This window comes from Pseudomonas sp. MPR-R2A5, assembly GCF_058793055.1.
Genome location: NZ_JBXAFK010000033.1, coordinates 71876 through 86021 on the forward strand (window position 1 = coordinate 71876; position 14146 = coordinate 86021).

2 protein-coding genes are annotated in these 14146 nt (G+C 65.1%); both read right to left on the reverse strand.

Annotated elements, in window-relative coordinates; all coding sequences use genetic code 11:
* Positions 1-39 precede the first annotated feature (39 nt).
* Complete coding sequence (locus AC1Q6I_RS22370) at positions 40-13596, reverse strand: non-ribosomal peptide synthase/polyketide synthase (protein WP_492618404.1); 13557 nt, start codon at positions 13594-13596, stop codon at positions 40-42.
* Positions 13597-13606: 10 nt separating this feature from the next.
* The coding region (locus AC1Q6I_RS22375; RefSeq protein WP_492618405.1) for a phosphopantetheine-binding protein at positions 13607-14146 on the reverse strand (540 nt) is incomplete at its 5' end.

Here is a 14146-nt window from a genome sequence, read left to right on the forward strand (position 1 = left end):
TGGCCATCGCTGGCCAGGGGCGCCCTTTACAGCAACCGCTTACTCCATCGCTGCCACAAAGCTGCTGATGAACTCAGCGTTATCCACGATCCGGTGGTGAGTCGTATCGATCACCACCGAACGCCGGATACCCGCCTGGCCAATCACCTCGCGCATACCGGTCTCGATCAACGCCTGGTGGATACCGCCCTCGCTCAGGGCCGCCCACCAGCAATTGACCGGCGCCCGGATGGCGCGGTAATCGGTGTCTTGCAGGCGCTCATCCAGCACCTGCTTGAGCGCCCAGGAGCGCTCGGTTTCGCCGCCCGACTGCAACTCATCCTTGAGCACGCGGAAGCTATCGCCCAGGGTCCGCTCAGCCCAATCGGACACCTGCTGCCATTGCTCATCCTGGCTGCCGCACGTCGCCTGCCACACCGCGTGGATCTGCTCGGCGTACGCCGGGAACATCACCGCCAGCAACTCCACGCGCCGCTCGGCCGCAGACGTCACCCGCTGATCCAACTGCGCCCCCTGCTGCCAGAACGCAGTAAAGCGGGCCGGGGGCGGCGCATCGATCCAGCCCACTGATTCCACCACGCGGCCCGCCTGTTCCAGGCGGTAAGCCACCTCCATGGCCAGGTTGCCGCCCAGGGACCAGCCGGCCAGGCGGTAAGCGCCGTGGGGCTGTGCGCTCAACAATTGCTGGGTGTAGTCCTCGACCATCTGCGCCCAGGTCGGCACTTCAACGCTTTCGTCCACCAGTGCCCGGCACATCACGCCCAACACCGGACGCTGCTCACGCAACGCCAGGGCAATGGCCTTGTAGCAATGCACCGAGCCAAAACTTGGGTGGAACAGGTACAGCGGCGTGCCCTGGGCCTGGCTATTGAGCCGGACGATCAACGAGCGCTCGCCCTCGCCCTCGAGGCAACGCGCCTGAGCCGCGACCGTCGGGTGCAGCATCAACTGGTTGACGCCCAGCGCGACACCGCACACCTGATGAATGCGGTCCTTGAGCATCAGCACCAACAGCGAATGACCGCCCAGCTCGAAGAAGTTGTCATGCAACCCGACACGTTCGACTTGCAGCACCTGCGCCCATGCCGCGGCAATCTGTTGTTCGGCCTCAGTCTGCGGCGCAACGTACTCGCGGCCAGCGGCCTCGGGCTTGGGCAGCGCCTTGCGGTCCAGTTTGCCGTTGGGGCTCAGCGGCATGTGCTCCAGCACTACCCATTGCGCCGGGACCATATAGTCCGGCAGGTGGCTGGCCAGGTGGGTGCTCAAGCGCTCGCGCCAATCGTCACCGTTCGGTTGCAGCACCACATAAGCCACCAGTTGCTTGCCATCAACCACCTGCACGCTCGCTTCACGCACAGCCGGGTGTTCCAGCAGGCGCGCTTCGATTTCACCCAGCTCGATGCGCAAGCCGCGCAGCTTGACCTGGTGATCGAGGCGGCCCAGGTATTCGATGACGCCGTCGGCACGCTGGCGTACCCGGTCGCCGCTGCGGTACAGCCGCGCCCCAGGGTGGAACGGGCAAGGCACGAAGCGCTCGGCGGTCAAGCCCGGACGCCGATGATAACTACGCGCCAAGCCTGCGCCGCCCAGGTACAGCTCACCGGCAACTCCGACCGGCACGGGTGACAGGTCGGCATCCAGCACATGGGTGCGCAGGTTGGCAATCGGTTCGCCGATCGGCACCGTGTCGTGCCCCTCGTCGACGCAGGTCCAGTGGGTCACGTCGATGGCGGCTTCGGTTGGGCCATACAGGTTGTAGAGGCCGGCTTGCGGCAGTTTGGCAAAGACTTGCTGCTGGGCGTCGACCGGTAGCGCCTCGCCGCTGCACACAATCCGCTGCAGGCTTTGGCAACGGGCCACCGCCGCATCCTGGAGGAACGCCTGCAACATCGAGGGCACGAAGTGCACTGTAGTGACCTGCTCGGCGGCGATCACACTGATCAACCGGGCCGGGTCGCGATGATCCCCCGGCGCTGCAACCACCAGGCGCGCACCGCTCATCAGCGGCCAGAAGAACTCCCACACCGACACGTCAAAGCTGAACGGGGTCTTTTGCAGCACCGTGTCGCTGGCACCGAGGCCATAGGCTTCCTGCATCCATTGCAGGCGGTTGGTCAGGGCCGAATGCCGGTTGCCCGCGCCTTTGGGCTGGCCGGTGGAGCCGGAGGTGTAGATCACATAGGCCAGGTTTTCGCCGTCCAGGATGATACCTGGGTTGCTATCGCTGTAGCCTTCGAACCACGACTCACCCAGCACCAGATGATCCAGGCCCTGGGGTATGGGGAGCTGTTGCAGCAGGTGCGCTTGAGTCAGCAGCAACTTCACCCCGCTGTCTTCAAGCATGTACGCCAGGCGCTCACGTGGATACTCGGGGTCCAGCGGCACATAGGCGCCACCGGCCTTGAGCACCGCCAGCAGGCCGACCACCATTTCGATGGAACGCTCCAGCGCCAGGCCCACCAGCACGTCCGGCCCGACGCCAGCCGCGAGCAAACGATGGGCCAGGCGGTTGGCGCGGCGGTTCAGTTGCGCGTAGCTCAGACGCTGCTGGCCAAACACCAGGGCCGGCGCATCCGGCGTGCGCGCGACCTGTTCTTCAATCAACTGATGCACGCAACGCTGCAACGGGTAATCGCGAGCGGTAGCGTTCCAGTCGTGGATCACTGCTTGCTGTTCCTGGTCATCCAGCAACGGTAACTGGCCGATACGCTGCCGGGTGTCCTGGGTCATGCCGTCGAGCAGATTCAGCCAATGGCCGGCCATGCGTGCCAGGGTGGCCGGCTCGAACAGGTCCGTGGCGTAGGTGAACGAGGCGGCAAGCCCCTCGGCCGACTCATGGGTATTGAGGCTCAAGTCGAACTGGGCCGTGTGGCTGTCCCACGCCAGGCCGCTGACCTGCAGGCCGGGCAACGGCTCAGCCTGGTCGTGGCCACTGGCTTGGGTTTGATGATTGAACAGCACCTGGAACAACGGGTTGAAGCTCAGGTTGCGTTCCGGCTGCAACGCCTCCACCAACTGCTCGAACGGCAGGTCCTGGTGGGCCTGGGCATCGAGTGCGCGCTGTTTGACCTGGGCCAGTAACTGGGCAACCGTCTGCTGCCCGTCGATATCGGCCTTGAGGACCTGGGTATTGACGAAAAAGCCAATCAGGCGCTCGGTTTCCACGCGGTTGCGGTTGGCGATGGGCACGCCGACGCGGATGTCCCGCTGGCCGCTGTAGCGGTGCAACAACGCCTGGAATGAGGCGAGCAGGAGCATGAACAATGTCACGTCCTCACGCTGGGCCAGCGCGCGCAACGCGGTGACCCGTGCCGCCGGTACGTGGATGTCCAGGCTCGCGCCGCGATGGCTTTGCTGGCTCGGGCGGGCGTGATCCAGCGGCAATTCCAACACCGGTTGTTCACCCCCCAGCAGGTCTCGCCAGTAAGCCAGCTGGCGCGCCTTCTCGCCGGCTTCCATCCACTGGCGCTGCCACACCGCATAGTCGGCGTACTGGATCGGCAGGGCCGGCAATTGCGGCTCCTCGCCCTGGCTGAAGGCGGCATACAACTGCACCAGCTCGTCGACCATCACCTGCATCGATCCCCCATCGGAGATGATGTGATGCTGTACCAGCACCAGCACGTGGTCGTCAGCAGCCACACGCAGCAGCCACACCCGCATCAGCGGGCCCTGGGTCAGGTCGAAAGGCTGCGCAATGTAAGCCTCCACCTGGCTGCGCAGGGCCGACGCATCCACATCGACCTGGGCGATCTCAACACTGGCCGGCGCGCCAATCACCTGCACCACACGCCCGTCGTCCGGTTTCAGGTGGGTGCGCAGGCTTTCGTGACGCGCAACCAGGGCGTCAAAACTGCGCTGTAGCGCCACGGGATCCAGGCGGCCTTTGAGGCGCAACGCGCTCGGCACATGGTAGGCCGCGCTGTGCGGGTCCAACTGCCAGAGGAACCACTGGCGTTCCTGGGCATAGGACAACGGCAAGGGCAGCCCTCGCTCCACTGCGACCAGGGGTGGCGCCAATGGCATGCCGCTTTCGGTCGACAGCGCTGCGACAAACCCCTGCAGCCGTGGGTGTTCGAACAGGCTTCTGAGCGCAACCTCTCGGCCCAACACATTGCGCAGGCGGGAGATGACTTGCATCGCCAGCAACGAGTGGCCGCCTCGCTCAAAGAAGTGATCATCCAGCCCGACCCGCTCGACACCGAGGATGTCAGCCCAGAGGGCCGCGACCTGTTGCTCAAGCTCCGTCACCGGCGCGACCCAGGCGTGTTGCGACTGGCTGGCGTCGGGTTTCGGCAGCGCCTGGCGATCCAGCTTGCCGTTCGGATTGAGCGGCATGCGGTCGAGGAAGATCAGGTGCGCCGGCACCATGTAGTCCGGTAGTTGCTCACGCAAGGTGGCCTTGAGCGCTTCGGCATCCTGTTGCTCGGCGACCAGGTAGGCAATCAGTTGATGGTCGGCCGCCAACACCAGCGCTTCACGCACGCCGGGCTGGGCCAGCAGCAACGTTTCGATTTCCCCCAGCTCAATGCGGAAACCACGGATTTTCACCTGATGGTCGACACGCCCGACGTACTCGATCACCCCGTCGGCACGGTAGCGCGCCAGGTCGCCGGTGCGGTACAGGCGCTCGCCGGTTGCGCCGAACGGGTCCGGCACAAAGCGTTCGGCGCTCAACAGCGCACGGTTCAGATAGGCGCGGGCCAAACCGCAGTGGCTGCCGATGTACAGCTCGCCCACCGCGCCCAGTGGTGCCAGGTTCAGGTCGCGATCCAGCACGTACAGGGCACGGCCTGGCAACGAGCGACCAATCGGGCTGGCGGTGGCGCCGATGGTCTCGCTGGACGTGCAATCCAGCACGCTCGAGACCACCGTGGCCTCGGTCGGGCCGTAGGTATTCAACAATCGAACATGGCCCAGGCCGGCCTTCAACCACTGTGCCGGGCCGTCCAGCGGCATGGCTTCACCGCCGATATGGATCTGGCGCAGCGCGCCATATGTGCGCGGCCCCGCCGCCAGGCAGTCGAGCAAAAACAGGTTCCAGTAGGCGGTGGGCAAGTCGGCCAGGGTGATGCCTTGAGCGATGATTTCCTCGTACAGCCGCGCGCTGTCCCACAGCTCTGGACCGCGCAGCACCACGGTGGCGCCGTGGGTCAGCGCCGGATAGAGCTGCTCGACGAATCCGTCGAAGTTCAGGGTGGCAAATTGCAGGACGCGATCGTCCTGGGTCAACCGCGAATAGCCCGCCGCGATGCTGGAAAACTCGGTCAGCGCCCCATGGTTGATCGCCACGCCCTTGGGTTTGCCGGTGGAGCCGGAGGTGTAGATCACATAGGCGAGGTTTTGCGGGTCGACGGCTACCCGCGGATCCGTCTCGGGGTACGGGGTCAAATCCGTATGCGTCAGGTCCAGCGTCGCCAAGCCTTCGGGTAGCGGCAGGTCGAGAGTCGCCTGGGTCAGCACCAGGCGCACGCCGCTGTCTTCAAGCATATGCAGCAGGCGTTCACGCGGGTATTGCGGGTCGAGCGGCACATAGGCGCCGCCGGCCTTGAGCACCGCCAGCAGGCTCACCACCATCTCGAACGAGCGCGCCACCGCCACGCCGACCAGCCCTTCGGGGCCGACACCCCGCGCGATCAGCGCATGGGCCAGGCGGTTGGCTCGGCGGTTCAATTCGGCATAGCTCAGCGACTGTCCGCCCAGGCACAGTGCCGTGTGCTCCGGACGCCGTTGCGCCTGGTGCTCGAACAGGTGCTGCACCCCCTGTTGAATCGAGCACGCCGGGGCCGGGGTATTCCAATCCCGCAGCAGGCGCGCGTGTTCCTGGCGATCGAGCAGCCTCAACTCGCCGATGGGTTGCCGGGCATCTCGCGCCACAGCGTCCAACAGGTTCTGCCAATGCCGCGCCAGGCGTGCCACGGTGGCGGCCTCGAACAGGTCGGTGGCGTAGGTCAGCGAGGCCCATATGCCTTCGGCGGACTCCTGGGTATCCAGGCTCAGATCGAAATGCGTGGTGTGGCTGTCCCACTCCAGCCCTTCCACCCGCAGGCCAGGCAACTGCTCGCCACGCGGCACACGCGCCTCGGCCTGGTGGTTGAACATCACCTGGAACAGTGGGTTGTGGCTCAGGCTGCGCTCCGGTTGCAGCGCTTCCACCAACTGCTCGAACGGCAAGTCCTGGTGCGCCTGGGCTTGCAGGGCGCGATGCTTGACCTGCTGCAACAGCTGGGCAAAGGACATCTGCCCGTCGATATCGGCCTTGAGCACCTGGGTGTTGACGAAGAAGCCGATCAGGCGTTCGGTCTCCACCCGGTTGCGGTTGGCGATCGGCACCCCGACACGGATGTCCGACTGCCCGCTGTAGCGATGCAACACGGCCTGGAACGACGCCAGCAACAGCATGAACAGCGTGACCCCTTCGCGTTGCGCCAGGCCCTTGAGGCGGGCAACCACATCGGCATCCAGGCCGACTTCCAGCTGCGCGCCACGGTAGCTCTGCACCGCGGGGCGCGGGTGGTCCAGCGGCAACTCCAGTACCGGTTGCTCGCCGCCCAGCAGGCCCTGCCAGTACTCCATCTGGCGCTGCTTCTCGCCGGCGTCCATCCACTCGCGCTGCCACCCGGCGTAATCGGCGTATTGCAGCACCAGCGCGGGTAATTGCGCCGGCCGCCCCTGGCTGAACCCGGCGTACAGTTGCACCAGCTCATCGACCATGACTTGCATCGACCAGCCATCGGAAACGATATGGTGCTGAACCAATATCAGCACATGTTCCTGTTCACTCAGTTGCAACAGTGTCACGCGCAGCAGCGGGCCCTGGTACAAATCGAAAGGCCGGGCGATTTCCGCTTCCACCCGCGCCTGCACCTGCTGCGGCGATGCACCGAGCAGCCGCGCCTCATCCAGCCTCAGTGTGGCGACGGGCAGGATGTGCTGCCGCGTGGACTCACCGTCGGTGACAAACACGGTGCGCAAGGTTTCATGGCGTGCGAGCAAGGCGTCAAAGCTGCGCTGCAAGGCCGCGCGATCCAGTTGCCCGCTCAGGCGCAATGCGTTGGGCACGTGGTAGGCCGCACTCTCAGGCTCCAGTTGCCAGAGGAACCACTGCCGCTCCTGGGCATAGGACAACGCCAGGGGCTGCTCACGGCTGAGCGCGAGCATCGGCGGGGCCAGCACCGTGGCGTCCTGCGCCTGCAGCGCCAGCACAAACCCTTCCAGTTGTGGCTGTTCGAACAACGTGCGCAGGGCAACTTCGTGCGCCAGCAACTGGCGCAGGCGCGAGATCACCTGCATGGCCAGCAAGGAATGCCCGCCCAGTTCAAAAAAGTGATCGCTCAGGCCGATCCGTTCGGCGCCGAGTACCTCGGCCCAGATCGCAGCCACCTGCTGCTGCAAAAGGCTGACCGGCTCGACAAACACCCCCTGGGCCTGGACAACGTCGGGCAGCGGCAGGCCTCGGCGGTCGAGTTTGCCGTTGGGAGTCAGCGGCATCTGCGCGAGGAACATGAAGTGCGCCGGCACCATGTAGTCCGGCAGGCGGGACTTGAGGGCGCGGCGCAGGGCTTCACGGAATTCCACCGCGTTGACCAGGGCAGGATCGGCAGGCACCACATAGGCCACCAGTTGCTTGCCGGTCGGGCCGTCCTGGGCCACGACCACGGTTTCGCCGACGCTGTCCTGCTCTCGCAGGCGCGCTTCGATTTCACCCAGTTCGATGCGGAAGCCGCGGATCTTCACTTGATGGTCGACGCGGCCGAGGTAATCCACCACGCCATCCGGACGGCCACGGGTCAGGTCGCCGCTGCGGTACACGCGGCTGCCGGGTTTGCCGAAGGGGTCTGGCACGAAACGTTCGGCGGTCAGGGCCGGACGTTCCAAGTAACCCCGGGCCACACCCTCCCCGCCCAAGTACAACTCGCCGGCCACGCCGATGGGTTGCAGGTTGAGTTGCGCGTCCAGCACATAGCCGCTGCGGTTGCCGAGCAGTGTGCCGATGGGCGCATAGACCGCCCCGCATGGGTCACCCTTGCGGGCCTTCCACAGCAGCGGCGTGACCACGGTTTCGGTCGGGCCGTAGCCATTGAACAGGTAGGTCGGTTTCAGTGCGCGCCAGGCCAGGTCGTAGCTGGCTTGCGCCACCGCGTCACCGCCGAAGCAGTACACCCGCACGGCCGGTGGGTTGCCGTCGCGCTCGGCATGCTCGGCCAGCTGTTGCAGGTACACCGGCGGGAATACGGCCATCGTCACCTGGTGGCGATGCATCTGCGCGTAGGTGTATTCGGGCAACCACAGGCTGTCATCGCGGATCAGCACGCTCGCGCCATTGATCAGCGGGTGCATCCAGCCTTCGTGGGAGCCGTCGAAGGCGAACGACATGAAGTGCAGTTCGCAATCGGCCGGCGAGGTTTCATAGCGCTCGCCCGTGGCAATGATGTGTGCCACCAGCGGGCCGTGGGACACCGCCACGCCCTTGGGCAGGCCGGTGGAGCCGGAGGTGTAGATCACGTAGGCGAGGTTGTCGCCGTGCAGCTTCACGTCTGGAGCCGTGTCGCTGTAATCGGCCCATTCCTCGGTGCGATCGATCGCCAGGGTATCCAAGCCGTCAGGGATCGGCAGTTGCTGCAACGCCCGCGAGTGAGTCAGCAGCAACCGGGCGCGGCTGTCTTGCATCATGTACAGCAGGCGATCACGCGGGTATTCGATATCCAGCGGCACATACACCCCACCCGCCTTGAGCACCGCGAGGAACGCCACCATGATCTCGGCGCTGCGTGGCATGGCAATCGCCACGCGCACTTCGGGGCCCACACCACGGGCGATCAGTGCGCGGGCCAGGCGGTTGGCCTGGCGGTCCAGCTCGCCGTAAGTCAGGGTCTGCGCGTCGAACTTCACCGCCACGGCCTCCGGTGTTTCAGCGGCACGGTCGGCGACCAATTCGTGCACCAGGCGCGTGGCCGGGAAGCCGGAATCGGTGCGGTTCCACAGCTGCAAGATGTGCTGCTGCTCGTCGCGGTCCAGCAGGTTCAATTGGCCAAGGGTCTGCGCCTGATCATCGACCATCGCCTGCAACAGGTTCTGCCAGTGGCGCGCCATGCGCTCGATGGTCGAGGCGTTGAACAGATCGGTGGCATAACCCAGCGACGCCCACAGCCCGTCGCGGTTTTCCTGCACGTCCAGGTCGAGGTCGAAGTGGGCCGTGCGGCGCTCCCACGCCAAGCCTTCGATGCGCAAGTGCGCGAGTGCCGGCGGCGTATCGCCCGGGCGCCCTTCGGCCTGGTGGTTGAACATCACTTGGAACAGCGGGTTGAGGCTCAGGCTGCGCTCCGGCTGCAAGGCTTCCACCAGTTGTTCGAACGGCAGGTCCTGGTGGGCCTGGGCCTCCAGCGCGCGCTGTTTGACCTGGGCCAGCAACTGGGCAACGGTCGTCTGCCCATCGATCTCGGCCTTGAGCACCTGGGTATTGACGAAGAAGCCAATCAGGCGCTCGGTTTCCACGCGGTTGCGGTTGGCAATGGGCACGCCGACGCGGATGTCCTGCTGGCCGCTGTAGCGGTGCAACAACGTCTGGAACGAGGCCAGCAGCAACATGAACAGCGTTACACCGTGAGCCTGGGCCAATGCCTTGAGATCGGTGGCCAGGGCCGCTGGCAGCGGTACGTCCAGGCGAGCGCCGCGATGGCTCTGCTGCGCCGGGCGCTGATGATCGAACGGCAGCTCCAGCACCGGTTGTTCACCCCCCAGCAGGTCGCGCCAATACGCCAATTGACGCGCCTTCTCGCCGGCCTCCATCCAATCGCGTTGCCACAGCGCATAGTCGGCGTACTGGATCGGCATGCCCGGCAATTGCGGCATCTCGCCCTGGCTGAAGGCGGCATACAGCTGCACCAGCTCGTCGACCATCACCTGCATCGACCAGCCATCGGAGACGATATGGTGCTGCACCAACACCAAGACATGCTCGTCCTCGGCCAGGCGCAGCAGGGTCACACGCAACAGCGGCCCGGCTTGCAGATCGAACGGCCGGGCAATCTCGGCGGCGACCTGCGCGTGCAGATCGATCTCGCTCACCTCACCCAGGGCAATCGACACCGGGGCCTGGGCTTGAATGACTTGGCGCGCGCCCTCTGGCAGCACCTGGATACAGGTGCGCAAGCTCTCATGGCGAGCGACCAGGGCATCGAAACTACGTTGCAGCGCCGAACGGTCCAACGCGCCCTTGAGGCGCAGGGCGCTGGGGATGTGGTAAGCCGCGCTGTGCGGGTCCAGTTGCCAGAGGAACCACTGGCGCTCCTGGGCATAGGACAACGGCAGTGGTTGCTCGCGGCTGGCCGGCAACAACGCGGGAACCGGCTCGCCAACGCTTGCTTCCAGGGCTTGCAAGGCGGCGGCAAAGCGTTCGAGACGCGGTTGTTCGAAAAGCAGTTTCAACGGCACTTCACGCCCCAGGGCATGACGCAGACGCGACACCACCTGCATCGCCAGCAACGAGTGGCCACCCCGCTCAAAGAAGTGGTCGGCCAACCCGACCCGCTCGACCCCAAGGATGTCAGCCCAGAGGGCCGCGATCTGTTGCTCAAGCTCCGTCACCGGCGCGACCCAGGCGTGTTGCGACTGGCTGGCGTCGGGTTTCGGCAGTGCCTGGCGATCCAGCTTGCCGTTCGGATTGAGCGGCATGCGGTCGAGGAAGATCAGGTGCGCCGGCACCATGTAGTCCGGCAGTTGCTCACGCAAGATAGCCTTGAGCGCTTCGGCATCCTGTTGCTCGGCGACCAGGTAGGCGATCAGTTGATGGTCGGCCGCCAACACCAGCGCTTCACGCACGCCGGGCTGGGCCAGCAGCAACGTCTCGATTTCCCCCAGCTCAATGCGGAAACCACGGATTTTTACCTGATGGTCGACACGCCCGACGTACTCGATCACCCCGTCGGCACGGTAGCGCGCCAGATCGCCGGTGCGGTACAGGCGCGCGCCGGTTGCGCCGAACGGGTCCGGCACAAAGCGTTCGGCGCTCAACAGCGCACGGTTCAGATAGGCGCGGGCCAAACCGCAGTGGCTGCCGATATACAGCTCGCCCACCGCGCCCAGTGGTGCCAGGTTCAGGTCGCGATCCAGCACGTACAGGGCACGGCCTGGCAACGAGCGACCAATCGGGCTGGCGGTGGCGCCGATGGTCTCGCTGGACGTGCAATCCAGCACGCTCGAGACCACCGTGGCCTCGGTCGGACCGTAGGTATTCAACAATCGAACATGGCCCAGGCCGGCCTTCAACCACTGCGCCGGGCCGTCCAGCGGCATGGCTTCACCGCCGATATGGATCTGGCGCAGCGCGCCATACGTGCGCGGCCCCGCCGCCAGGCAGTCGAGCAAAAACAGGTTCCAGTAGGCGGTGGGCAAGTCGGCCAGGGTGATGCCTTGAGCGATGATTTCCTCGTACAACCGCGCGCTGTCCCACAGCTCCGGGCCGCGCAACACCACGGTGGCGCCATGGGTCAGCGCCGGGTAGAGCTGCTCGACGAACCCGTCGAAGTTCAGGGTGGCGAATTGCAGGACGCGATCGTCCTGGGTCAACCGCGAATAGCCCGCCGCGATGCTGGAAAACTCGGTCAACGCCCCATGGTTGATCGCCACGCCCTTGGGTTTGCCCGTGGAGCCGGAGGTGTAGATCACATAGGCGAGGTTTTGCGGGTCGACGGCTACCTGCGGATCCGTCTCGGGGTACTGAGTCAAATCCGTATACGTCAGGTCCAGCGTCGCCAAGCCTTCGGGTAGCGGCAGGTCGAGAGTCGCCTGGGTCAGCACCAGGCGCACGCCGCTGTCTTCAAGCATATGCAGCAGGCGTTCACGCGGGTATTGCGGGTCGAGCGGCACATAGGCGCCGCCGGCCTTGAGCACCGCCAGCAGGCTCACCACCATCTCGAACGAGCGCGCCACCGCCACGCCGACCAGCCTTTCGGGGCCGACACCTCGAGCGATCAGCGCATGGGCCAGGCGGTTGGCTCGGCGGTTCAATTCGGCATAGCTCAGCGACTGTCCGCCCAGGCACAGTGCCGTGTGCTCCGGGCGTTGCAGCGCTTGCGCCGCGAACAGCCCATGCACACCCGCACTGTGTTGCAACACTGGCGCTGCGTGATTCCAGTCCTGTAACAGCCCGCGTTGCTGGGCCTCGGTCAACATCGTCAGTTGCGCGATGCGCGCGCCCGCCCGCCCCACGACGGCACGCAGCAGGCCCTGCCAATGCTCGGCCATGCGCTGCACGGTGGCGGCGTCGAACAGGTCAGTGGCGTAGGTCAGCGAGGCCCAAATACCGTCGGGCGATTCCTGGGTGTCCAGGCTCAAGTCGAACTGGGCGCTCTGGCTGTCCCACTCCAGCGCCTCCACCGCCAGGCCGGGCAACTGCTGCTCGCCGCGTACCCTGCGGCCTTCAGTCTGGTGGTTGAACATCACCTGGAACAGCGGGTTGTGGCTCAGGCTACGCTCCGGTTGCAGGGCTTCCACCAATTGCTCGAACGGCAGGTCCTGATGGCTCTGGGCTTGCAACGCGCGCTGCTTGACCTGGGTGAGCAACTGGCTGAAGGTCATCTGCCCGTCGATATCGGCCTTGAGCACCTGGGTGTTGACGAAGAAGCCGATCAGGCGTTCGGTCTCCGCGCGGTTGCGGTTGGCGATCGGCACGCCGACACGGATATCCGACTGCCCGCTGTAGCGATACAACAGGGTCTGGAACGACGCCAGCAACAGCATGAACAGCGTCACGCCCTCACGCTGGGCCAACGCTTTGAGGCCGGTGACCAGCGTCGCCTCCAGGCCCATGTCCAGTCGCGCGCCGCGATAGCTTTGTACGGCCGGGCGCGGGTGGTCCAGCGGCAACTCCAATACCGGCTGCTCGCCCCCCAGTTGCTCGCGCCAGTACTCCAATTGGCGCTCTTTCTCACCGGCTTCCATCCAACTGCGCTGCCACAAGGCGTAGTCCGGGTATTGAATCGCCAAGGCCGGCAAGCGCGCCTCCTGGCCCTGGCTGTAAGCCACATAACACTGCACCAGCTCATCGACCATCACTTGCATCGACCAGCCGTCTGACACGATGTGGTGCAGCACCAGCACCAGCACATGCTCATCCGGCGCCAGTTGCAGCAGCTTGACCCGTAGCAGCGGGCCTTGCTGCAGGTCGAACGGCTTGGCGACTTCTGCTTGCACCAGCGCTTCAAGCTGCTCGGGGTCACCGTTTTCATGGGCGATTTCAACGCGCACCACGGGGTCGATCACCTGCAGCACCTGCTCGGCATCTTGATGCAGGTGGGTGCGCAGGCTTTCATGGCGGGCCAGCAGGCTATCGAAGCTGCGTTGCAGGGCGACACGGTCGAGCCGGCCCTTGAGCCGCAAGGCGCGCGGCAAGTTGTAGGCCGGGCTTTGCGGCTCCAGTTGCCACAAAAACCACTGCCGCTCCTGGGCATAAGAGAGTCGAAGGGGCTCACCGTCCTGACGCTTGAAAACCGGGGCAATCTCAAACAGGTTGATGCCTTGTTGCTTGAGCATGACCGCCAACGCTTTCTTTTGTTGCGCAGAAAGTGACCCTACCGACTCGATTAATGCTTGCACGCCACGCCCCTCAGGAAATCAATTTATCCAAATCTTCTGCTGATAGACGTTTGAGGGCCTCCAAGGATTTAGCCAATGCGTCCTGCACCGGCGAATTAATTGTCTGTTGCGCCGCCACGCCGGCAGTGAATTCGGCCAGGGTCGGTGTGGTGAAAATCGATTTGACGTCGAATTCGCTGTGCAACTGCTCACGCAGGCGAACCACCACTTGCGTGGCCAGCAGGGAATGGCCGCCCAGTTCGAAGAAGTTGTCGTGCAAGCCCACACGCTCCACCTCCAGTACCTCGGCCCAGATCGCGGCAATCTGCTGCTCCAGCTCACTCTGCGGCGCGACGTACGGCCGTGCCTGCAAGTTGGCATCCACCTTGGGCAGCGCTTTGCGGTCCAGCTTGCCGTTAGGGCTCAAGGGCATGTGCTCCAGCAGCATCCATTGCGCCGGGACCATGTAGTCCGGCAAATGGCTGGCCAGGTGGGCGCTCAAGACCTCACGCCAATCCTCCTCGGCGCCTTGCAGCACCAGGTAGCCGACCAGGTATTTGCCGTCGACCGC